The organism is Nonomuraea cavernae, from assembly GCF_014646355.1.
GTDB lineage: Bacteria > Actinomycetota > Actinomycetes > Streptosporangiales > Streptosporangiaceae > Nonomuraea > Nonomuraea cavernae.
Window position 1 is genome coordinate 438,792 of the sequence record NZ_BMNH01000002.1, and the last position, 22,523, is coordinate 461,314.

The 22,523-nt window shown below is 71.7% G+C and carries 22 protein-coding genes; 9 read left to right on the top strand and 13 right to left on the bottom strand.

Features of this window, described 5'->3' with window-relative positions; all coding sequences use genetic code 11:
* Positions 1–35: 35 nt before the first annotated feature.
* From IEY82_RS06365 to IEY82_RS06405, 9 genes are all read right to left on the bottom strand, one after another.
* A complete protein-coding gene (locus tag IEY82_RS06365; protein ID WP_189123020.1) occupies positions 36–1,238 on the bottom strand; it encodes an RNA-guided endonuclease InsQ/TnpB family protein in 1,203 nt (400 codons plus the stop codon).
* Between the two features lie 320 nt (positions 1,239–1,558).
* Positions 1,559–3,052: an aldehyde dehydrogenase family protein gene (locus tag IEY82_RS06370; RefSeq protein WP_189123021.1), complete on the bottom strand. Its 1,494-nt coding sequence runs from the start codon at positions 3,050–3,052 to the stop codon at positions 1,559–1,561.
* Positions 3,049–4,284, bottom strand: coding sequence for a P1 family peptidase (locus IEY82_RS06375; protein ID WP_225262203.1), 1,236 nt, complete (start codon positions 4,282–4,284; stop codon positions 3,049–3,051). The genes IEY82_RS06370 and IEY82_RS06375 overlap by 4 nt, the downstream gene beginning before the upstream one ends.
* Positions 4,281–5,462: a M20 family metallopeptidase gene (locus IEY82_RS06380; RefSeq protein WP_189123022.1), complete on the bottom strand. Its 1,182-nt coding sequence runs from the start codon at positions 5,460–5,462 to the stop codon at positions 4,281–4,283. Before IEY82_RS06380 ends, IEY82_RS06375 begins: the two co-directional genes overlap by 4 nt.
* Entirely contained in the window at positions 5,459–6,319 is an 861-nt protein-coding gene (locus IEY82_RS06385; protein WP_189123023.1) for an ATP-binding cassette domain-containing protein, read from the bottom strand. Before IEY82_RS06385 ends, IEY82_RS06380 begins: the two co-directional genes overlap by 4 nt.
* Positions 6,288–7,202 carry an ABC transporter ATP-binding protein gene (locus IEY82_RS06390; protein ID WP_189123024.1) on the bottom strand — a complete coding sequence of 305 codons (915 nt, stop codon included), beginning with the start codon at positions 7,200–7,202 and terminating at the stop codon, positions 6,288–6,290. The genes IEY82_RS06385 and IEY82_RS06390 overlap by 32 nt, the downstream gene beginning before the upstream one ends.
* Entirely contained in the window at positions 7,189–8,022 is an 834-nt protein-coding gene (locus tag IEY82_RS06395; RefSeq protein ID WP_189123025.1) for an ABC transporter permease, read from the bottom strand. Before IEY82_RS06395 ends, IEY82_RS06390 begins: the two co-directional genes overlap by 14 nt.
* Positions 8,019–8,966 (bottom strand): ABC transporter permease, encoded by a 948-nt coding sequence (locus IEY82_RS06400; protein WP_189123026.1) that lies wholly within the window; start codon positions 8,964–8,966, stop codon positions 8,019–8,021. The genes IEY82_RS06395 and IEY82_RS06400 overlap by 4 nt, the downstream gene beginning before the upstream one ends.
* Positions 8,963–10,456 (bottom strand): ABC transporter substrate-binding protein, encoded by a 1,494-nt coding sequence (locus IEY82_RS06405; protein ID WP_189123027.1) that lies wholly within the window; start codon positions 10,454–10,456, stop codon positions 8,963–8,965. Before IEY82_RS06405 ends, IEY82_RS06400 begins: the two co-directional genes overlap by 4 nt.
* Positions 10,457–10,541: 85 nt before the next feature.
* On the opposite strand from IEY82_RS06405, the gene IEY82_RS06410 reads away from it, so the two are divergent.
* The 4 genes from IEY82_RS06410 to IEY82_RS06425 are packed head-to-tail and all read left to right on the top strand — an operon-like array spanning position 10,542 to position 13,869.
* Positions 10,542–11,294, top strand: a complete 753-nt coding sequence (locus IEY82_RS06410; protein WP_189123028.1) for a FadR/GntR family transcriptional regulator — start codon at positions 10,542–10,544, stop codon at positions 11,292–11,294.
* Positions 11,295–11,329: 35 nt separating this feature from the next.
* The gene (locus IEY82_RS06415) at positions 11,330–12,298 is read left to right on the top strand and encodes an adenylate/guanylate cyclase domain-containing protein (RefSeq protein WP_189123029.1); all 969 of its coding nucleotides are present in this window, start codon (positions 11,330–11,332) and stop codon (positions 12,296–12,298) included.
* A 54-nt stretch (positions 12,299–12,352) separates the two neighbouring features.
* Positions 12,353–12,838 (top strand): SigE family RNA polymerase sigma factor, encoded by a 486-nt coding sequence (locus IEY82_RS06420; protein WP_189123030.1) that lies wholly within the window; start codon positions 12,353–12,355, stop codon positions 12,836–12,838.
* Positions 12,835–13,869, top strand: coding sequence for a hypothetical protein (locus IEY82_RS06425; protein ID WP_189123031.1), 1,035 nt, complete (start codon positions 12,835–12,837; stop codon positions 13,867–13,869). The genes IEY82_RS06420 and IEY82_RS06425 overlap by 4 nt, the downstream gene beginning before the upstream one ends.
* Before the next feature lie 60 nt (positions 13,870–13,929).
* On the opposite strand, the gene IEY82_RS06430 is transcribed toward IEY82_RS06425, so the two are convergent.
* Complete coding sequence (locus IEY82_RS06430; RefSeq protein WP_189123032.1) at positions 13,930–14,184, bottom strand: hypothetical protein; 255 nt, start codon at positions 14,182–14,184, stop codon at positions 13,930–13,932.
* A 385-nt stretch (positions 14,185–14,569) separates the two neighbouring features.
* Between IEY82_RS06430 and IEY82_RS06435 the strand changes: the two genes are divergently transcribed.
* From IEY82_RS06435 to IEY82_RS06445, 3 genes are all read left to right on the top strand, one after another.
* A complete protein-coding gene (locus tag IEY82_RS06435) occupies positions 14,570–15,610 on the top strand; it encodes a helix-turn-helix domain-containing protein (RefSeq protein WP_189123033.1) in 1,041 nt (346 codons plus the stop codon).
* Positions 15,607–16,905 (top strand): hypothetical protein, encoded by a 1,299-nt coding sequence (locus tag IEY82_RS06440; protein ID WP_189123034.1) that lies wholly within the window; start codon positions 15,607–15,609, stop codon positions 16,903–16,905. The genes IEY82_RS06435 and IEY82_RS06440 overlap by 4 nt, the downstream gene beginning before the upstream one ends.
* Before the next feature lie 96 nt (positions 16,906–17,001).
* Positions 17,002–17,517: a GNAT family N-acetyltransferase gene (locus IEY82_RS06445; protein ID WP_189123035.1), complete on the top strand. Its 516-nt coding sequence runs from the start codon at positions 17,002–17,004 to the stop codon at positions 17,515–17,517.
* Positions 17,518–17,732: 215 nt separating this feature from the next.
* Here IEY82_RS06445 and IEY82_RS06450 read toward each other — a convergent pair whose 3' ends face one another.
* The 3 genes from IEY82_RS06450 to IEY82_RS06460 all read right to left on the bottom strand — a co-directional run bounded on the left by IEY82_RS06450 (position 17,733) and on the right by IEY82_RS06460 (position 19,992).
* Positions 17,733–18,116: a hypothetical protein gene (locus IEY82_RS06450; RefSeq protein WP_189123036.1), complete on the bottom strand. Its 384-nt coding sequence runs from the start codon at positions 18,114–18,116 to the stop codon at positions 17,733–17,735.
* Between the two features lie 215 nt (positions 18,117–18,331).
* Positions 18,332–19,108 (bottom strand): NUDIX hydrolase, encoded by a 777-nt coding sequence (locus tag IEY82_RS38910; RefSeq protein ID WP_225262199.1) that lies wholly within the window; start codon positions 19,106–19,108, stop codon positions 18,332–18,334.
* A gap of 395 nt (positions 19,109–19,503) precedes the next feature.
* Positions 19,504–19,992, bottom strand: coding sequence for a hypothetical protein (locus IEY82_RS06460; protein WP_189123037.1), 489 nt, complete (start codon positions 19,990–19,992; stop codon positions 19,504–19,506).
* Positions 19,993–20,248: 256 nt separating this feature from the next.
* Here IEY82_RS06460 and IEY82_RS06465 point away from each other — a divergent pair, with 256 nt between their 5' ends.
* Together IEY82_RS06465 and IEY82_RS06470 are read left to right on the top strand one after the other, a co-directional pair.
* Positions 20,249–21,667, top strand: coding sequence for a tetratricopeptide repeat protein (locus IEY82_RS06465; protein WP_189123038.1), 1,419 nt, complete (start codon positions 20,249–20,251; stop codon positions 21,665–21,667).
* Between the two features lie 11 nt (positions 21,668–21,678).
* Entirely contained in the window at positions 21,679–22,506 is an 828-nt protein-coding gene (locus tag IEY82_RS06470; protein ID WP_189123039.1) for a PIG-L family deacetylase, read from the top strand.
* The last annotated feature ends 17 nt before the right edge of the window (positions 22,507–22,523 follow it).

Sequence of the window (22,523 nt, forward strand, 5' to 3'; positions counted from 1 at the left end):
CCTCGCCGTCGGTGGCTTCGACGGTCTGGTCCGCGTCAGGCAGCGTGACTCACTGCCCAGCCCGTCTCACCGCGTGCGGCGATGTTGCGGGCTGCGTTGACGTCGGCGTGCTCAGCGAAGCCGCACGACGTACAGGCGAAGGTTTCCTGGTCGGGCCGGTTGTTCTTGGCCACGTGCCCGCAGGCCGAGCAGGCTTGCGAGGTGTAGGCCGGGTCCACCCAGACCAGGGCGACACCGGCGCGGGCCGCCTTGTAGGCGAGGAAGTGGCCGAGCTGGTGAAAACTCCATGAATGCAGCGTGACCCGCTGGGGCTTGCGGAGCCGTACCCGGTCGCGGATCCCCTGGAGATCTTCCAGGGCGATCCCTCGCCCGGTGCGTGCAGCCTCGGTCACGATGCGTCTGGCGATGGTGTGGTTGATGTCGGCGGCGAAACGTGCTTCCTTGCGGCGGCGTCTCTTCAACAACCGTTTCGCGGACTTGGTGGCCTTGGCCTGCAGGCGGCGGCGCAGCTCGCGGTGGCGGTGACGGACCGCGTTCAGGGTCTTGCCGCTGTGACGGACACCATCGCCGGTGCCGGTGCCGGTGCCGGTGGCGGTGCCGGTGGCGGTGCCGGTGGCGGTGGCGGTGGCGGTGGTGGCGATGTTGGCGATCCCCAGATCCACCCCGACAAACCCGTCCGGAGCGCGCACCGGAACGTCCGGCAGGTCGCAGGTGGCGATGAGAAACCACCTGCCATCGCGGTACACCAGGTCTGATTCGCCCTTGCGGTGAGCGGCCAGCAGGGTGAGCTGATCGGGCGAGGCGGTGAACGCCACGCCCTTCATCCGCCCACCCGTGGTCCAGATCGACACCGTGCGGGCGTTCAGCTGCCAGGACAGGCAGCGGTCGTCGAACGGCTGGGCCGCGCCCGGGCGAAAGACGATCGGCCGGGCCAGCACCCGCTCACGCCGGACGGAGCCGGGCCTGCTCAGATTGCCGTTGCGGACATGGGCGTGCAGGGTGGCGTAGGCGTCGGCGACCTTCTTGATGACATGCTGCGCGGCCTGAGCCGCCAGCCCGTACCTGTCCTTGACCTGCCCGTAGACGTGCCTGCGCAGATCGTAATTGCGAAACACCCGCCGGTCGTGGGCGAGCTGCGAGACCCAGGTGGCCGCGTCGTTGACCACGCGCAACGTCGCCTCCAGCGCCGCCGCCTGCTCAGGCGTCGGCAGCAGCTTGACCTGCACCACCAGCTTCACCTCGAACACATTATCGCCAAGCCCACGCCACCGGGATGGAAACCGAACCCCGGCGTGAGAAGAGGGCGGACGCGTCGTCCGCGCGCTTCACGCGCATGTGATCTTCACCCTGAGCCGCTCCACGGCCTACCGGTCACCGCACCGCTCGGGCCTTGGCGGCCCTCCCGCGCTGTCGTTTCCTCCCGGGCGTAAACGCCCGGGGTTCCACGCCAGATCACGCTGAAGGGATCGCCGAGCCCGGCTCGTGCGTGCACGAGACGAGGCCGGCCCGATCACAGGCTGCGCGGCCCAGCGACCCTTCGCGTGCTCTCCGGGCCAGGTCAGGGGCGGATGACGGCCATCCGGGTGACGGTGAACTCCTCGATCGCGAAGCGCGGCCCCTCTCGGCCGATGCCGGAGTCCTTGACCCCGCCATAGGGCATGTTGTCCGCCCGGAACCCCGGCACGTCGTTGACCACCACTCCCCCGGCCTCGATCCGCTCGATCGCGGCGAACGCCGTGGCCAGCGACCGGGTGAACACCGAGGCGTGCAGGCCGTACCGTGAGGCGTTGACCGCCGCGAAGGCGGCGTCGAGGTCGGGCATCGAGCGCACGCAGACGACCGGCCCGAAGATCTCCTCGTCCCAGGCGGCGGCCCCCTCGGGCACGTCGGTGAGCACCGTCGGCCTGATGGCCCGCCCGTCGGCCGTGCCGCCCGCGACGAGGGTGCCGCCGGAGTCGCGCAGCCAGCCGAGCACCCGTTCGGTGGAGGCGGGGTCGATCAGCGGCGCGACCCGGGTGTCCGGCGAGCGAGGGTCGCCCACGACCACGTCCTTGACCCGGTCGGCGAGCAGCGCCAGGAACTCCTCGCGCACCGGCTCCTCGACCAGCACCCGCTGCACCGAGATGCACGCCTGGCCGGAGGCGTAGTAGCCGCCCCGCACGACCGCGTCGGCGGCCGCCGGCAGGTCGGCGTCGGCGGCCACCACGAGCGCGGCGTTGGACCCGAGCTCCAGCAGCACCTTGGTGGGCGCGGCGTTGCGGGCGATGACGTGGCCGGCGGCGGCCGAGCCGGTGAACGACACGGCCCCGATCCGCCGGTCCTCCACCAGGGTCCGGCCCACCTCGACGTCACCGGTGACGAGTTGCACCGCGGCCGGGGGCAGCGCGCCCGTCGCGCGCAGCAGGTGGACCAGCCAGAGCGTGGCCAGCGGCGTGGCGGGGGCGGGCTTGACGATCACCGGGCAGCCGGCGGCCACCGCCGGTGCGATCTTGTGCGCGGCGAGCAGCAGCGGATAGTTGTAGCCGGTGATCCCGACGACGATGCCGATCGGCCGGCGCGTCCAGAAGCCGACCAGCCCCTCCCCCGCCGGCAGCAGGTCGAGCGGCACGGTCTCGCCGTGCAGCCGGGCCACCTCCTCGGCGGCGGTGGCCAGCGTGACCAGCGTCCTGGCCACCTCGACCCGGCAGTCGGCCAGAGGCTTGCCGGTCTCCAGGACGAGCAGCCGCTCGAACTCCTCCCGCCGCCCGGCCAGCGCGTCGTGCACGCCCATGAGCGCGGCGCGGCGGGCGTGCGAGGGCAGCGCGGCCATGGCCGGGGCGACGGCGAGCGCCTCGTCGACGGCCCGCGCGGCCAGCTCGGCGGTGCCGACCGGCGCGGCCGCCACCACGGACCCGTCATAGGGAAAGATCACGTCGGACGTCTCGCCGGTCTCCACCCACTGGTCACCGACGGGGAGCCCGGCAGGCCACTCCCGGTCCGGCCACTCCCCGTCCGGCCGGCTCCCTCCCCGCGTGTCGGGTGCGGGTGCTCCATCCTCTGCCGGTCGTGTCATGAAATGTCCCCCAGTGCGCTCGGAAACACGTCGAGGTACGCGGGTGCGCCCTCGCGCCCGGTCGCAGCCAGCACGGCGTGCGCGACGGCCCGGCTGAACACGTCCGCCCCCGCCGCGAGCAGGTCGTGCAGCTGCGCCGCTCCGGGCCCGGCGCCGTCGTCGGTCACCGTACGGGAGCCGTACACCCGCTGCTCTCCCTCCGGCATGGGCAGGGCGCAGGTGGCGACCGCGAAGATCGTGTCGCCGTCGACCATGGTGTGCGCGGGCCTGATCGCCCTGGCCAGCCCGTCGTGGGCGACCCCGGCGAGCTTGCCGCACTGGGCCTTGGTCAGCGTCAGGTCGGTGGCGACGACCCCGATCGTGGTGTTGAACGAGGTCACCCCGACCGGGTTCCAGGCGGCGACCTCCTCCGGCAGCGGCTCGCGGAGATGGTCGAACTCCCCCGGCAGGCCGTACCTGGTGCCGGAGAGCCTGCCGCCGCCGGGGTCGAGCACGGACCCGGCGGCGTTGACCACGGCCAGCGCGGCCACGGTGACGCCCGAGGGCAACAGGACGCTGGCCGTGCCGACGCCGCCGGCCAGCCCGCCGGCGACCGCCCCGGCGCCCGCGCCCACGGACCCGTTCGCCGCTCCTCCGGCGCCGCCGTCGCCGCCCCCGCCGTGCGGCCACGGGGCCCCTGAGGCACCCTCGGCACCGATCACGCCGGGCGCGGCGGTGACCCCGATCGCGGCGTCGTAGGCCGCGGCGCCGAGGGCCGCGCCGGGCGTGGCGCGGAACCGGCCGCCGCGGCCCAGGTCGTAGATGACGGCGGCGGGGACGATGGGCACCACGCCGCCTTCGACGGGGTAGCCGACGCCCGCGTCGGCGAGCCGCTCCATCACGCCGCAGGCGGCGCTCAGCCCGTAGGCGCTGCCGCCGGTCAGCACGATGGCGTGCACGCGTTCGACCAGGTTGCGGGGGTCGAGCAGCTCGGTCTCGCGGGTGCCGGGCGCGGCGCCGCGCACGTCCACCCCGGCCACCATGCCGCCCTCGGGGGCGAGCACGACGGTGGTGCCGGTGCGGTGGCCGTCGTCCAGCCTCCGCGCGTGCCCGACCCGGAGCCCGGACACGTCGGCCAGCGCGTTGGCCGGCCCGGAGACCAGCCCCGCCCTCTGACCGGGGAGCGGCGAACTCCCGCCGACCGGCACGCGGGCACCGGGAAGCGCCGAACTTCCGGCCGGGCGGGGAGTCACGCGGATGTCCCGGTCAGGAAGCGGCGGGCGGCCTCGGCGAAGACGCGGGTGCACTGGACGATCTCGGCCACCTCGACGTACTCGTCGGCCTGGTGCGCGATCCACTTGCCGCCCGGCCCGTACACCACGGACGGGACGCCGCCCCAGTGCGTGAGGACGGTGCCGTCGGTGGAGCCGGGCACGCCGCCGTAGACCGGTTCGGCGCCGGTGACCGCGCGGTGCGCGCCGGCCAGGGCGACGACGACGGGATCGTCCACGGGCACCTCGACCGGCGGCCGGTCGACCAGGCTCGTCACCTGGGCGGCGATGCCGTCGGCGGCGGCCAGCACGGCCACCCGGTCGGCGATCTCCTTGTGGTCCACCCCCGGGATGGTGCGCACGTCGACGAAGACGGACGCGACGGCGGGGATGACGTTGACCTGCTCCTCGGTGCCGGCCTGGACGACGGTCGGCGTCACGTACACCTCGCCGAGGTGCTCGTGCGCGGGGTGGCGCCGTTGCAGCTCCCGCTCCAGGTCGCGCAGCGCGACGAGCAGGGAGCCGACGGCCTGGACGGGGTTGCGGCCGTGCTGCGGCATCGCGCCGTGGGCCATCTTGCCGGTGAGGTCGACGCGCAGCCGCAGCGCGCCCTTGGCGACCGCGCAGATCTCGCCGGCCTCGGGTTCCGCCACGATGGCGCCGTCGACGCCGGCGGCCAGCCCTTCGGCGACGAAGTGGTGGGCGCCGAGCATCAGGCCCTCCTCGTCGGCCAGCGCGCACACCTTGATCCGCCCCGGGAACGGTCCAGCGAGCTGCAGCGCTCGGGTGGCGTAGAGGGTCGCGGCCAGGCCCGACTTCATGTCGGCGCTGCCCCGCCCCCACAGCCTGCCGTCGCGGATCTCGCCGCCGAACGGGTCGACGGTCCAGGTCGACAGGTCGCCCTCGGTCACCACGTCGGTGTGGCCCTCGAACATCAGCGTCGGCCCGTCACCGCCGCCGCCCTCGACGACGGCCACCACATTCGGCCGGCCGGGCGCGGCCTCGGAGACGACCGGCCGCCAGCCCCACTCGCGCATCTTCGCGGCGACCAGCTCGGCGGCGGGCCGCTCGCTGCGGCCGAGCGCCGGGTCGTTGGTGCTCGGGACGCGGACCAGCGCCTGGGTGAACTCCACCACTCCCTGTGCGTCGACGTCGATCACAACACATCCTCCAAAGTCGGTACGGCCTCCAGCAGCGTCCTCGTGTAGGGGTGACGCGGCGCGGCCCACACGTCGTCGACCGGGCCCGTCTCGACGATCTCACCACCGTTCATCACCGCCACGGTCTCGCAGACGTGCCGGACCACGGACAGGTCGTGCGAGACGAAGACCAGGGTGAGGCCGAGCTCGTCGACGAGGTCGGCCAGCAGGTTGAGGATCTGGCCGCGTACGGACACGTCGAGCGCGCTGACCGGCTCGTCCGCGACCAGCACCTTGGGGCGGGGCGCGAGCGCGCGGGCGATCGCGATGCGCTGGCGCTGGCCGCCGGAGAACTGGTGCGGGTAACGGTCGGCGGCCGAGGCGGGCAGGCCGACCTCGTCGAGCAGATCGGCGACCCGGCCGCCGACGGGCTCGCCGAGGGCGACGAGCGGCTCGGCGACGAGGTCGCGCACCCGCATGCGGGGGTCGAGCGAGCTCATCGGGTCCTGGAAGACGATCTGCAGGCTGCGGCGCAGGAACCGCAGCCGCCGTTCGGACCTGCCGGCCAGGTCCTGCCCGTCGAACCGGATGACGCCGCTGGTGGGCTGGTCGAGCGCGCACAGCAGGCGCAGCAGGGTCGACTTGCCGGAGCCCGACTCGCCGACGATGCCGAACCGCTCGCCCCGGCGGACGGTGAGCGACACGCCGTTCAGCGCGTGCACGGCCTCGCCGGGCCTGGTGAGCGAGGTGCGGGGGCGGCGGTAGACGCGGGTGACGTCGCGGGCCTCGATCAGCGGCCCGGTCTCGGGGGAGCCGGCGAGGCCGGAGTCAGCGTCAGGCACCGCGTCAGGCGCCGGGGTGCCAGCATGCGAAGGCATGGCCGTCTCCTGTCAGCGTCGGCTCGGTCTCGCAGGCGGGGCCGGCCTGCGGGCAGCGGTTGCGGAAGACGCACCCGTCGGGGAACCGTCCCGCCGGCGGGACGCTGCCCTGGATCGTGGGCAGCCGGGTGCCGCGCGGGGTCAGCCGGGAGGCGGCCAGCAGGCCCTCGGTGTAGCGGTGGCGGGGCCGGGCGAACACCTCGCGGATGGGGCCGGTCTCGACGACCCGGCCGCCGTACATGACCAGGACGCGCTCGCAGATCGAGGCGACCACGGCCAGGTCGTGCGTGATGAACAGCAGCGCGGGCGCGACCTCGGCGATCAGCTCCAGCATCTGCTTCTGCACGGTGACGTCGAGCGCGGTGGTGGGTTCGTCGCAGATGAGCAGGTCGGGCTCGTTCGCCAGGGCGATCGCGAGCATGACGCGCTGGCGCTGGCCGCCGGAGAGCTGGTGGGGGTAGGCGCGGGCGATCTGGCCGGGCCGCGGCAGGCGTACCCGGTCGAGGAGCTCGACGGCGCGCTCACGGGCCCGCGCGGCGGGCTCGCCGTGCAGGGTCATGACCTCGGCGACCTGCGCGCCGACCCGCATGAGCGGGTTGAGCGCGGTCATCGGCTCCTGGAACACCATGGAGACGTCCCGGCCGCGCAGCCGCTTGAGCCGGCCTTCGGGCACGCCGAGGAGGTCGTGCTCGCGCAGCCTGGCCGTGCCGGTGGCGGTCACGCCCTCCGGGAGCAGGCCCATCAGCGCCAGCGCGGTCAGCGACTTGCCGGAGCCGGACTCGCCGATCAGGCCGACGCGTTCGCCCGGCGCGATGGCGAACGACACCTCGCGCACCAGCCGTACCGACTCGGCGCTGACGCTGAGACCCTCAACGCTCAGCACGGATCCTCCTGAGCTTGGGGTCGAGATGGTCGCGCAGGCCGTCGCCCAGCAGGTTGAACCCGAGGACGGCCAGCGCGATCGCCAGACCGGGCCACAGCGCCAGGCGCGGCGTGGAGAACAGCAGCTCCTGCGACTCCTGCAGCATGCGGCCCCAGGAGGGGGTCGGCGGGCGGGTGCCGAAGCCGAGGAACGACAGCGCCGCCTCGGCCAGGATGGCGATCGCGAAGGACACCGACGCCTGGACGATCAGCATGGAGCCGATGTTCGGCAGCACGTGCCGGAACGCGATGGCGGTGCCGCGCCGGCCCGCCGCCCGGGCGGCGAGGATGTAGTCGGTCACCATGACCTGCAGGGTGGCCGCCCTGGCCACGCGGGCGAACGCCGGCACGGTGGCCACGCCGATGGCAATCATGGCGGTGAGCGTGCCGGCCCCGTAGACGGCGCCGAGCATGACGGCGAGCAGCAGCGCGGGAAAGGCGAACACGAGGTCGTTGACCCGCATGACGAGCTCGGACAGCCAGCCGTACGGGGTCATCCCGGCGATCACGCCGAGCGGGGTGCCGAGCAGCGCGGCGATGCCGACGGCCACGATGCCGACGTAGAGCGTGGTGCGCGCGCCGACCATGAGCTGGCTGAGGGTGTCGCGGCCGAACTTGTCGGCGCCCAGGAGGTAGCCGTCGCCGGGGTCGCGCAGCTTGCCCGCCGCGTCGACGAGCGTGGGGTCGTGCGGCGTCCACACGAACGACACCAGCGCCGCCAGCACGACGAGCCCGACGAGGACGGCTCCGGCGACCAGACCGGCGTTGACCCGGAGTCTCATCGCGCCCCCCTGAGCCGGGGGTCGAGCGCCGCGTAGGCCACGTCCACCACGAAGTTGATCAGCAGCACGGCCACCACCAGCACCATCACCACCCCCTGGACGAGCAGCAGGTCGCGCCCGGCGACGCCGTTGAGCAGCAGGTCGCCCAGGCCGGGGATGACGAACACCCGCTCGACCACGACCGCGCCGATGAGCAGGGTGGCCAGTTGCAGGCCGAGCACGGTGACCACGGGGACGGAGGCGTTGCGCAGGCCGTGACGCCACAGGGCGCCCATCCGGCCCCTGCCCTTGGCCCGGGCGGTGCGCAGGTAGTCCTCGCGCATCACGTCGAGGACGGCGGAGCGGACGTACCTGGTCAGGACGGCTCCCTGGACGAGGCCGAGCGACAGCCACGGCAGCAGCAGGCCGCGCAGCCACTCGCCCGGGCTCTCGGTGAAGGGCACGTACCCGCCCGACGGGAGCGCCTGGGCCTGCACCGCGAACACGAAGACGAGCAGGATGCCCGCCAGGAAGGCGGGGATCGCGATGCCGACCTGGCTGGCGGCGCTGATCGCCACGCCGAGCGGGTCGCGGTGGTGGACGGCGGCGAAGACGCCGAGCGGGACCGCGATGAGCAGCGCGATCACCATGCCGCCGAGCACGAGCGTCACCGTGACGCCGAGCCGGTCGGCGACCTGCGGCCCGATGGGCGAACTGGTCACGTAGGAGGTGCCGAAGTCGCCCTGGGCGAGACCGCCGAACCAGTCGGCGAACTGCGCCGCGGCCGGCCGGTCGGTGCCGAACTGCCGCCGCAGCTCCTCCAGCGCCTCGGGAGTGGCGTTGACGCCCAGCGCGATCTCGGCCGGGTCGCCGGGCAGCAGGGCCATGAACGCGAAGACCACCACACCGGCGACGGCGGTGCTCACGACGAGCACCGCCAGCCGCTTGACGAGGTAGAGGATCACTGCTTGGCGAGCGCCGTGAAGTCGAAGGCCTCCGCGATGCCGTTCTTCGGCAGCCCGGTGACGCCCTTCTTGGCCACGATCAGGTTGGGGAACAGGAACAGCCAGTCGGCCGCGGCGTCGTCGGAGAGCATCCGGGCGGCCTTCTTCAGGTCGTCGATCCGCTGCTGCTCGCTGCCCTGGTCGGCGGAGGTGAGCAGCTTGCCGAACTCCGGATTGTCGTACCGGAAGTAGTAGGACTTGTCGGCGAAGATGCTCATGTCGTGAGGTTCGACGTGGTTGATGATGGACAGATGGTAGTCGGCCTTGGTGAACACCAGGTCCAGCCAGCGAGCCGGGAACTCCAGGGGCTCGATCTCCGCGTTGATGCCCACCTGGGCCAGCTGCGACTTGACCACCTGGGCGCTCGCCACCGCGTAGGGCAGGTTGGGGATGCGCATCTTGACGTCGTACGTCTTGCCGCCGAGCAGTTCCTTGGCCTTGGCGACGTCGTAGGGGTAGTCGCCGGTGCGGTCCTCGTACCAGGGGTCGGTGGGCGGCACCATGGAGCCGATCAGCCCGCCGCGGCCGGCCCAGGCGGTGTCGAGCAGCGCCTTGTGGTCGATCGCGTGGCGCACCGCCTGTCGCACCTTCTTGTCGTTGAACGGCGCGCGGTCGTTGTTCATCGACAGCACGACCTCGCCGTTGGTGGTGCCCTCGACCGTCTCGAAGCGGCCGGGATCGGCGAACTGCCGCAGCGACTCGGGCGCCTGGACGCTGGAGATGACGTCGATGCCGCCGGTCAGCAGCGCGTTGTTCATCGCCGTGGCGTCCTTGAAGTACTTCAGCGTGACGGCCGTGACCTTGGGCTTGGCGCCCCAGTAGGCGTCGTTGCCGTTCAGCTGGATGGAGTCGCCGCGCTTCCAGGAGGCCAGCGTGTAGGGGCCGGTGCCGACGGGCTTGTTGGCCAGGTCGTCGACGCCGGTGCGGCTGAACATCGCGCCCAGCCGGGTCGTCAGCGTGTAGAGGAAGCCGTTGCTCGGCTGCTTGAGCGTCACGACGACCGTCGACTCGTCGTCCTTCTCGACCCGGTCCACCGAGTCGAGCTGCGACTTGATCTTCAGCTTCCAGTCGGACTTGACGCGGTCGAACGAGAAGATCACGTCGTCGGCGGTGAACGGGGCGCCGTTGCTGAACGTGACGCCCTTGCGCAGCGAGAAGGTGTAGGTCTTGCGGTCGGGCGAGACCTCCCACCTCTCGGCGAGCAGCGGCTGGATCGAGCCGTCCTGGCCGAGCTTGACGAGCCCCTCGTAGACGTTGACGAGCAGCGCCTGCGGGATCGCGGCGCCCTCGGTCGAGGTGAAGTCGAGGTTGGCCGGCTCGGCCACGAACCCGACGGACAACGTCTGGCTCCCGGCCGCCTGCCCTGCGGGCTCGCCTCCGCCCCCGCCGCCGCAGGCGGTCGTGCCCAGCAGGAGACCGCCCACGGCGATCCAGATGCCGATGCGCCTCATGTCCAACAGCCTCCTGGATAGTGCACTGGTCCGACCAGTAGGCTGCACATTGCCAGTCGGTGACGGCTCGGGTCAAGGGGGCGAAATGGGTGGTCCACGGTTCGAGCCGGTGCGAACCGTACGTGCCTACGAGCGCATCGTCGAGCAGGTCGAGGAGGCCATCGAGAGCGGCACGCTCTGCCCCGGGCAGCGGCTGCCCAGCGAGCGTGACCTGATGGGACAGTTCTCGGTGAGCCGCTCCACGGTCCGCGAGGCGCTGCGCGTGCTGCAGGCCCGCGGCCTGGTCAGGTCCCGGCCGGGCGACCCCCATGGCGCCGAGGTCCAGCCGTTCACCCCCACCGAGCTGCGCAAGTCGATGACCATGCTGGCGCGGGTCGACGGGCTGTCGCTCGGCGAGCTGGTGCAGTTCCGCATGGTGCTCGACTCCTCGGCCAACCTGCTGGCGGCCCGGCTGCGCACCGACGAGCAACTGGCCGAGATGGACACGGCCATCGCCGCGATGCGGGCCGCCGTCGAGGTGGGCTACGACGAGTTCAGCACCGCCGACGTGGCCTTCCACGACACGGTGGCGCAGGCCAGCGGCAACAAGCTCATCCAGATCTGCACCGAGGTGGTCCGCTCGATCGTGCTGGGCCTGATCGCCGACAAGATCGCCGCCGCGCCCGACCGCGTGGCGCTGATGCGCCAGAGCATCCGCCACCACGAGGAGGTCCTGGCCGCCGTCCGAGCCGGCGACGGCCCGCTGGCCGCCCGGCTTTCCCGGCGGACCATGTACGACTACTACGTGGGATACGTCCCCACCAGCGAACGTCCGGCGCTCCGGGCCCTACTGGAGTAGCCATAACACCCGCTTTGGCGGTGTATGTTGCAGCCGTGGCCCGCGAGGAACACGACGGGCTTGCGGAGGCGTTCCTGCGTGAGCCCCGTCGCTACACCAGCCACCAGGTCGCCGAGATGGCCGGGGTGCCGGTCTACCGTGCGCGCCGGTTCTGGCGCGCGCTGGGCTTCCCGAACGTCGCCGACGACGCCGTCGAGTTCACCGACTCCGACGTGGAAGCGCTCAGGACCCTGCTCGGCATGGTGAGCGACGGCGTCTACGACGAGGAGCACGTCCTGCTCATCGCCCGCTCGCTGGGCCGGGCCTCCACCCGGCTGGCCGAGTCGCAGGCGCAGCTCGGCGCCGAGGCGCTCGACCAGGCGGGCGTGCCGCTGGCCGAGCGGCCCAGGGCGTGGCGCAGGCGGGCCGAGCGGGTGGTGCCCGACCTGGCGAAGCTGCTCGTCTACTCCTGGCAGCGCCAGCTCGCCGCCGCGGCCGGCCGGATGGCCGTCCAGGAGCGGAGCGCGGCCCGGCTGGCCGTCGGCTTCGCCGACCTCGTCGGGTTCACCAGGCTGAGCAGGCAGATCACCGAGTGGGAGCTGGCCGAGCTGGTCGACGGCTTCGAGGGGCGCTCCTCCGACATCATCACCTCCTCCGGCGGGCGCGTGGTCAAGACGCTCGGCGACTCGGTGCTGTTCGTCGCCGGCAAGGCGCACGAGGCGGCCGAGATCGCGTTGCGGCTGGTCGAGATCCACGCCAGGGTCAGGGGCATGCCGGAGCTGCGCGTCGGCCTGGCGGCCGGGCCGGTGATCTGGCGGATGGGCGACGTGTTCGGCACCACGGTCAACCTGGCCAGCCGGCTGACCGCGCTGGCACTGCCCGGCACGATCCTGGCCGATCCGGAGATGGCCGAGGAACTGGAGGGCGACCGGGCCTTCCACCTGCGCGCGGTCGACCGGCTGTCGGTGCGCGGCCTGGGCGAGCTGGCCCCCTTCACGGTGATCCGCGCCGGCCGGGCAACCTGAGGCGTCGCCCATCGCGTCACAACCGTCGGAAACCTGACGGGAGGCTGTTCAGTGGTGGATCGGGCGTTGTTTCAGGACTTCGTGGTGTCACGGTCCGACCGGCTGTTACGCACCGCCTACCTGCTGACCCGGGACTGGGCCCTGGCCGAGGACCTGCTGCAGGAGGCGCTGGCCAAGACGTGGTTCGCCTGGGCGCGAGTGGACGACCCCGAGTCGTACGTGCGCAGGGTGCTGGTGACCACGTACACCTCGTGGTGGCGCCGGAAGTGGCGGGCGGAGCGACCCGCCGGCGACCTGCCCGACATGCCCGTCCTCGACGCGACGGGCGGGCTGGGCGAGCGCGACACCCTCTGGGAGGCCGTGGGCAGGCTCCCGGCCAAGCAACGCGCCGTCGTGGTGCTGCGCTTCTACGAGGACCTGCCGGTGACCGAGGTGGCCCGGCTGCTGGGCTGCGAGCCCGGCACGGTCAAGAGCCAGACCGCCAAGGCCCTGGCGAAACTGCGCGTCGACGACCTGATCGCGAAGGAGCTGCACCGATGACCGTACAAGACCTGCGAGACGTTCTCCACGCGCACGGCGAGGGCCCGGCTCCCGCCAACCCGGTGCGCAACGAGCAGATTCAGGTCCGCATCCGCCGAATCCGCCTCCGCAGGCGGCTCGGCGCCGGGACCGCCGTGCTGGCGATCGCCGCACTGGGCTTCCCCTTGCTGTCCGGTACGGCGGAGCCGGGACCCCAGATCACGACCGCCACCCAGCCGTCCGGGCCATCCGCCGCGTCCGGGGCCGCCGAGCTGCCCGAGAGGTTCACCTCCCCGGACGGCACCGAGTACCGGCGCCTCGCCCTGACCGCCATCAAGAGGACGGGCAGCGAGACGGCCAAGGTGACGATCCCGGTCACGGGCAGGCCGCTGGACGTGGCCGGAATCTGCACGTCCGGCGGCACTACGGGCGGCAGCCCGAGGGTGAGGATCGACGGAATCAACATGGGGGGTTACTTCGGCCCCTGTGACAAGGAGATGAGGCTCCTGCCGTTGACCCTGCCGCCTGGCGCCCGCGACCGAATCACGCTCACCTTCGACGCGAAGCGCAGCGGTACGGCCTGTGTGCGGGCCGACGGCAAGGGCCCCTGCGAGCCGGTGAAGCCCGAGCGGGCCGCCTGGACGCTGGGCGTCTACGAGTGGACGCCGCCGGAGCGGCCGGTCGAGCCGAAGGCGCCCAGGGCCCTGCCCCGCCGCATCGACGGCTACTCGCTGGCCGACTCCTCGACGGGCACCTGGCCCCGGGAGAAGTCGGCTACCTTCCGGGTCCTGGGCGACGGCCGCCCGCTCGGCGTCGACCAGATCTGCACCGGCGACCTGGCCGACCGACTGTGGTTCGCCTACCGGGTGAACGGGAAGGACAGCTCGTCCAGCGGTTCGTGCGGCGTATGGAAGAAGGGCTCGTTCCCGATGGCCATGACCACGTTCACGGTGCCGAAGGGCAAGCAGGTGACCATCACGGTGACGTTGCGCATGAGGGGCGAAGCCACGAACCGCCCGGTCCGCTGGTCGGTCGGCCTCTTCCGGAGGTAGGGAGCGCCGGTGAGGGCGCCCGCCGGCATACGGCGGGCGCCCTCTTCGTGAAACGCGCCGTCAGTGGGGCCCTATGGCGAGCGCCACCTGCGCGATGATCGCGACGGCCACCGCGCCCAGGGCCGCGAGGGCGAGGAGCACGAGCAGCGCGCGGAGCAGGGCGGTGACGACTTTGGACACCTGGCGGACGGCCAGGATGAGGGCCCAGAACGAGACCACGGCGAAGAGGTAGAGGGCGCCGCGCGCCGCGGCGACGCCCTCGGGGCTGGCGACGACGGTTGCCAGGCCGGTGGGGAAGACTATGGTTGCGAGCATCGAGGTTCCCGGTGTGTGACGCGCCGATGGGGCCTGTACGAGTGCGGGCACTCCTGGTGATCGTTTGCGCCGACCCGGGGGTGCCTGCCTGTTCGTGGGTGCTAGCCCGCGCCTCCAGGCATGCTCGGCGGATCCCTGATGCTCACGGTAAATCCTCCGCAATTAACTTCAGTTAACCTTCAGCAGACGTGCGACAAGTCCTGAATATGAGATGCCCACCACCGCTTTCCCCTAATCACCTGCCTAAGACTCGGCCACTGTCCTACAATGAAGCATTCGTCGCGACGTGATCCGTCTGGCGACGCTGGCCTGGCCAAATATGCTCGCATCTGAGCATCAGTAGAGGTTTACTGAAGACACTGAAGCTCAGATGAGGAGTGCCATCATGGTGGATTCCGGCCGGGCCTTAGCACGACGGCTACGCTCGCTGCGCGATCGGCAGTGGCCGGACACCCGCGTCACGCAGCCACAGCTGGCACGCGCCCTCGACGTGAGTGTCCCGCTCATCTCGTCCTGGGAGTCTCCGAACGCGCCCAAGGTCCCGCCGGTCAACCGGCTGGAAGCCTACGCGACCCTCTTCTGCACCATCCGCTCGCTGCGCGACGGCTCGCTCGCCCCGCTGCCGGACGACGAGCTCGACCCCGATGAGCTGCGGACGCGGGAGGACCTCCGGCAGGAGCTGCTGGCCCTGCGCGCCGCCGCGCTCGGCCAGGTCGTCTCCGATCCGGAGACGGTCCGCAATCCGTGGGACTTCGGCGACGACAAGCCGGTCACGCTCGTCTGCGCCCGTCTGCCGCAGGAGCTGCTGGACCGCATGCCGTACGTCAAGCCCCACGATCCCGACTACATCGAGCTCTACACCTATGCCGACCTGGACGCGCTCTTCGAGCTGCACGGCCACATCCGGGCCTTCAACCCGTCGAGCGAGGTCCGCCGCCACACACCCAACGAGCTGGTGCCCGACGATCTCACCACGCACCTCGTGCTGCTCGGCGGGGTCGACTGGAACGACCTCACCGCCGACGTCATCCATCACCTCGGCCTGCCCGTCAGACAGATCAACGACTGGGACGGCTCGGCCGGCCCCTACTTCGAGGCCGGATCCGAGCGCCACCATCCCAGGCTGCGCGACGACGGCGTGCTCCTCGAGGATGTCGCGCTCTTCTACCGGGGGCCCAACCCGCTCAACCGCAAACGCACGCTCACGATCTGCAACGGCATGTACGGCCGCGGCACCCTGGGCGCGGTCCGGACGCTGACCGACAGCCGTTTCCGCGACAGAAACGCCGCCTACGTAAATGACCGGTTCGGCGACAGCGAGTCGTTCGCCATTCTCACCCGCGTCTCCATCCTCAACGGCTTGGTGATGACTCCCGACTGGACACAGGAGGAGTCAAGGCTGCACGAGTGGCCCGGCCATCCATGAACGACCACCCGGCCGAACGTCCTGAGGACCAAGAGATCAGCGACTGTCGAATGACGGATGCACAGGAGGCAACGCGCGGCGTCCACGTCAGCGCCCCATTCCCCACCCCGGGGACCGGCTTGGATCGTCACCTTTCTTCGGATCCGGATTCCGCTGGCGGTTCGCCCGTGTCTCCCCTGAGATCCAGCGATCACCACGGAACCCACAGGCATCTGCTTCTGGCGCCGGACGCGCCCGTTGACCAAGCGGCCACGATCGACGCGATCGTGGTGCCCACGGTCCGTCATCGCCGCCGCCTGCTCCACGCGGCCGACCTTTCGAGGAGGCTCCGGTGCCCGCTGCTCGTGATCTGCAGTGGGCCCTACACCGGGACCGAACATGTCAAAGCGCTCGGCAGCCATGGGGCCGAAGTGATCGCCATCGACTTCACCCACAGTCACGCGCTCGCCTTGCCCCGGTTCGAGACCTCGTCAGTCCTGCCACACAGGTTTCGCCGCAGGACCGACACGGCGGCGAAACGCAACCTCGCCCTCGCCCTCGCCAGGATGCGGGGATGGCGGCGCATCGTGTTCCTCGACGACGACATCGAGGTCAGCGCGCCTGATGACCTTCGCAGAGCGGCAGGGCTGCTCCACACCTACAGCGCCGTCGGCCTGTCAGTGGGTGGGTTCCCTGACAATTCGGTTGTCTGCCACGCCTTCCGCGCGGTCGGCGGCGCTCAGGATTCGTTCGTCGGCGGCGGCGCACTCGCGGTGGAGACCACCCGTTGCGTCTCCTACTTTCCCGATATCTACAACGAGGACTGGTTCTACCTGCTCGAAGCGGATGGGCTACGACCGCTCGCCGTGACGGGCACGGTGAAACAGGCTCCGTACGAGCCTTTCCGCACACCCGCCCGGGCCAGAAACGAGGAGCTGGGAGACGTACTCGCCGAGGGGATCTTCTGGCTGCTCGATGAGGGCAGGACCATCCGCGACGCGCATCAGGGCCACTGGAAGGACTTCCTCGCCAGACGCCACCGCTTCATTCTGAGCGTGTTGCGGCATATTCCGGACTCGAACGTGGAGTCCGGGGAGCGGCGTCGCATGGAGGAGGCACTCAAGGCGTCGCTGGGGCGCCTCGCTCTGATCACACCGGACATGTGCCTGACCTACCTCGACGCCTGGCGGGCCGACCTGAAGTCGTGGCGTGACTTCGTGGAGTGCCTGCCCGTCGCCGAGTCCGTCGGCGAGGCGCTGAGACGGCTGTCGGCCCCCACCCATCCCCCCTTCACCTCGATACACCTGCGGCCGTGAACTTCTGCCCAAAGGCGCCGGATCCTTCGTGGTCACCTAACAGAACTCGCCTCACCAGCTTGTAAGGCAGCGATTTATCCCCCGATCGTAGATGTCATGCGACATGTCCGGATCCGGGCTGCTTGTCAGACCGACCTGCCCTCGCTGGTCGGCGCGCTGGGGCAGGAACCGTACTTCGTCACCCAGCTCGCCCGGCAGCGGGCCGGGCACGGCGTGCTGCTGGTCGCGTGGCAGGCGTTCACCCCGGTCGGCGACGTGTACCTGTGGCTGGACTCGGCCGAGGAGCCCGAGCTTCGCGACCGGCTGCCGGGCGTGCCGCTCCTGACGCACCTCGAGGTCACGCCCGAGCAGCGCAACCACCGGATCGGCACCCAGTTGATGGACGCGGCCGAGGCGCGGCTGCGCGATCTCGGCCACTCCCGGGTGGCGCTCGGCGTGGACCTGGACAACCACCGCGCACGCTCGTTGTACCGGCGGCTGGGCTACCGCGAGTGGCCGCACCCGCCGGTCCCGACCACCCGCCAGGTGTATCGCGCGGACGGCCGGGTCGAACAGGTGGCCGACGTGTGCCACATCCTGGTCAAGGACCTGCGCGAGGCCCAGGCCCGTTGAGAGCTCCGGGGTCCACCCGTCCAGGCGGCGATCTCCCGGACCACGACGCGCTGGATCTTGCCTGTGGCCGGGTTTGGGCGGCTCGTCCAGCATCAGCACCTCACGTGGGCGGAACCCGGCCAGCCCGTCGCGGCAGAACGCGATCAGCTCCGCGGCGGTCCGGGCGTGGAAAGGCCCCGGCCGACAGGGCGACCGGGGCCTCGTGGTGCCGGACGTCAGTCGGCGCAGATGGCGAAGACGCTGATGCCGACGTCACGGTAGGCGTTCTGGCGGCCGATGCCGATCCAGCCGCGCCCGTCATCGGTGGGGAACGAGCCGACCAGGATCGCGTCGTTGCCCCGGGCCTCGGCCCCGCCGCCCAGGACCCTCTTCGAGCCGGGGCAGTAGAGGGTGCGGCGCTGGAAGTTCGGCACGTTCGCGTTGGGCAGGGTGACGAGCTGGTAGCCGGGAGGCAGCGCGCCGGCGCGCTGGACCACGGCCGCCGGCGCGGTGTCGGCGGACGTGGCGTTGGCGGACGTGGCGCTGGCCGCGGCCGTCGTCAGGCACGCGCCGCCGAGAAGGACGGCGAGGGTGAGCGCGGTGGACCTCTTCGAATGCATCGCTCTCCTTACGGTGTTCCCTGACCTCTGCCGGCCTGCGGACGGCACGCGACCGCCGTTGGTACGGAAGTGATCAGAGAAGCGGGGGTTACACGAAGAGTATCCATGCCATCACTCTCCGTGTCGATAGGCAATCTCGTGGCCCCGGCGCGGCGGTCGGTCATCCCTGCCCTGGCCGTCGGCGCCCACGGCCTCGTGATCCCGCGCGCGAGCGGTCAGTCTTCGCCGGGCCACTCGTGCAGCGTGAACGGCACCTGTCCGAGCACCTCGGCGACAGCGGCCGCGGCGTAGCCGACGGTGTCGACGGGCAGCCGGTCGAGCGGCCACCAGCGCACCTCGGAGCACTTGTGCGGCTCCGCGTTGCGCGGCTCGCCCTGCCACTCGCGGGCGACGAAGAACAGGTCGACCCGGTCGGGCGCGCGGTGCATGATGTGCGCGAAGGTCAGGTCGCGCGGCTCGATGCCGACGCCGAGCTCCTCCCGCGCCTCCCGCACGGCGGCGCGCACGACCGACTCGCCCGGCTCCAGATGGCCCGACGGCAGGTGCCACCTCCCGTCGGCCCAGCCGGTGCCGGCCCTCCTGCCGAGCAGCACCTCCTCGCCCCGCACGACCAGCACGTGCACGGCCACGACGGCCCGGAACCGCTCCTCGCCCGCCGGGACCGTCCCACCCACCGGACCGGCCGGAGGTGGCTGATCCAGCAGACCGACCGGACATGGTTGATCCGCTGGACCGGCCGGAGGTGGCTGATCCACCAGACCGGCAAGGTCGGTCCGGCACGCCAGGTCGGGAGGTGAGGTCTGGCGGCGGTCGAGGGCCTGAGCCCACTTGACGGCCACGGCGGCCACCTGGATCAGCTCCTCGCGCAACCGCGCGGCCTCGTCCTCGGCGAACGCCTCCAGGACCTCCTCGTGCAGGATGTGCCGCCAGGTCAGCCGCCCCGCCGCAACGGCTTCGGCGACCGCCCGCTTGGCCTGGTCGGCGGCGGCCACCGCACCCGCGCGCCCGCCTCCCGCTCCGCCCGGCCCAGCACCGTCAACCCCAGCACCGTCAACCCCAGCGCCATCGACCCCTGTACCGTCAATCCCAGGGCCGTCAATCCCAGGGCCGTCAATCCGAAGGCCAGGAGACCCGGCACCGTCAGGGCCGGTGCCGTCGGGGAACTCCTGGACGCCCCATCGTGCGTCCTGCGCGACCCGCTCCGCCCTCACCTCGGCCAGCACCCTGGCCAGCGAGCCCGGCACTCCCGCGTCACCGTCGTGTGTCATGGGCCCCCAGTGTGCCCGACGCCACCGACGGATGCGGGGCCCGGAAGGAGCGCACACGTAACCGGCCGACCCGAGGCGAACGGGACGCCCCGAGCCGGCCGGCTCGCATCGCGGGTCGGTCAGAACGGCTGGTTGTCCAGCGTGTTGACCTTGATCGCGGTGATCTTCACCTGCTGCATCCGGACGGCGGGGGTCCCAACCGGCTTGGTGCACGCGAAGGTCAGCTGCCCTGTGCTCGTGAAGTTGTGCACGACGTTCAGGACGACCGACTGGGTCGCGTTCGGCGCCAGCGTCACGGCGGCGACGTCGGTGTCGGCGCCGCCTTGGGCGCTGAGGATGCAGGAATAGTTGATCGTCGAGCTCCCCTGGTTCGCCGCGGAGAGCTTCGCGCTGATCGTGTACGCCCCGCTGGAGAGGAACATGCTGAAGCCGGGGCTGACGGAGTTGGAGTGGACCAGCTCGTTGTTCCAGCGGCTGATCACCTCCGGTGGTGCCGCCTCGGCCTGGGTCACGTTCCCCGCGAGCAGCGCGCCGGCGGTCACCGCCACCGCCAGCGCGGACAGGCGCAGGCGGCGTGACCTCGACGGAGCCTTGGAGGGCATGGACATGTGATTCTCCTGTTTTCGGTGGATTGGTCCGCGCGATCACGCGGACGAGTGGCACGCCCTGCGCCGGCCGAGGCGGCTGGCCACCGCAGCGCGTGCACCCCGGCACGTTAACCCGCCGTGTCCGGCCACTTCCGCGCACAAGTGCACGCACTCACCGTGCCGTTCACCCTTCCGCGCGCGGATCCTGTCGCGTACGCCGCGCGGACCGTTGATTTCCGCACAGACGCTCGATCGGGGGCTTCCTATATTTGGCCCTATGAGCACCGACCAGCACGACCTGGCCATGACCGGGGCCGGCGACGCCGCCACCCGTCACTATGACCAGGCGATCGACGACCTGCTGCACTTCAGGGTGGAGGTGGACGCCGAGACGACGGCCGCCCTCGCCGAGGCGCCGGACTTCCCGATGGGCAACGTCCTGGCCGCCTACCTCGGGCTGCTCACCACCGAGGCCGAGGACGCGCGGACGGCCAGGCGGCGGTTCGCCGCCTTCCGGGCCCGGATCGACCACTCCACCCTGCTCCCCCGCGAGCGCGCCCATGTGGAGGCCGTGCAGGCGCTGCTCGACGGCGACTTCCTCACCTGCGGGAGGCGGCTGGGCATGATCACGGAGCAGCATCCCCGTGACGCGCTGGCCCTGGCCGCGGGTCACCAGATCGACTTCTTCACCGGCGACGCCCGCTCGCTGCGCGACCGGATCGGCGGCGCCCTCTCCGCCTGGCGCGAGGACGACCGGCACTTCGGCCACGTGCTCGGCATGTACGCCTTCGGGCTGGAGGAGGCGGGGCACTACGACAGGTCCGAGGAGGTCGGGCTGCGCGCGGTCGAGCTGAACGCGCGCGACGTGTGGGGCATCCACGCCGTCGTGCACACGTACGAGATGCAGGGCAGGTTCGGCGAGGGCATCCGCTACCTCGACGCCAGGGTGGACGACTGGTCGACCGGCACGTTCTTCAACGTGCACAACTGGTGGCACTACGCGCTGTACGCGCTGGAGGCCGGTGACGTGGCGAGGGCGCTGGCGATCTACGACGCGGTCCTGGCCGCCGGGCGGTCGTCCATGGAGCTGCTCGACGCCGCCGCCCTGCTCTGGCGGCTGTACCTGGAGGGCTCGGGTCAGCACGAGCGGTGGAGCGCGCTGGCCGAGGGCTGGCCCGCGCTGGTGGCGGAGCCGTTCTACGCGTTCAACGACATGCACGCGGTCATGTCGTACGTGGGCGCGGGCCGCCTCGCCGACGCCGGCAGGCTGATCGCCGCCCGCGAGACCTACCTGGCCGAGCCGCGGCCGGGAGTCACCAACCAGGACATGACGGCCCGGGTCGGTCTGCCGGTGTGCCGGGCGCTGGTGGCGTTCGGGCAGGGCGACCACGACCGGGTCGTGGACCTGCTCTGGCCGATCAGGCACCGGGTCAACGAGTTCGGCGGCAGCCACGCGCAGCGCGACGCGGTCCAGAGGACGCTGCTGGAGGCGGCGCTCAGGGGTGGCCGCCACGACCTCGCGCGGGTGCTGGTCAGCGAGCGGATCAACGTCCGGCCGTGCAGCCCGTTCAACTGGCTCAAGCAGGGCGCGCTGGCCGAGGCCGTCGGCGACCGCGCGGCCGCGGCGGCCGCCCGCCTGAGGGCCGGGGAGCTGGTCCGCCAGGCTGGGCCGGGATCTGTCGGAACCGGCGGGTAGTGTTCTCGGACATGGATCGCCAACTCACTCTCATGGCCGTGCACGCCCACCCCGACGACGAGTGCCTGAGCACCGGCGGCATCCTGGCGCGCTACACCGGCGAGGGCATCCGCACGGTGCTGGTCACCTGCACCAACGGCGAGCAGGGTGACGGTCCCGGCGGCGTCAAACCCGGCGACCCGGGCCACGACGACAAGGCGGTGGCCGAGCTGCGGCTGGCCGAGCTGCGCGCGTCGGTGCGGCATCTGGGCATCGACCACCTCGAGCTGCTCGGCTACCGCGACTCCGGCATGGACGGCTGGGAGACCAACCACCATCCCGACGCCTTCGCCAACGTGCCCGTCGACACGGCCGCCGCCCGGCTCGGCGCGTTGATGGAGCGCTACCGGCCCCAGGTGGTGGTGACCTACGACGAGACGGGCGGCAGCGGCTACGGTCACCCCGACCACGTGCAGACCCACCGCGTCGCCGTGGCGGCGGCCGAGGCGACGGGCATCCCCGACAAGCTCTACTACACCGCCATCCCCCGGTCGGCGATCAAGCGGATGTTCGAGCACATGCGCGACAGCGGCGTCGACCTCGGCGTCGACTTCGAGCCGTCCGACGACTTCGGCACCCCTGACGAGCTGGTGACCACCCTGGTCGACGTCGCCCCCTACGTCGATCACAAGCTCGAGGCGCTGCGGGCCCACGCCAGCCAGGGCGACAACATCTTCCTGCTGCGCCTGCCCAAGGAGGCCCAGCACCAGGCGTTCGCCAACGAGGCGTTCACCCGGGTCCGGTCCCGGGTCGACGCCCCGGCCCACGAGCACGACCTGTTCGCGGGGCTGCGCGGCTGAGGGCAGAGCGGGGCGCG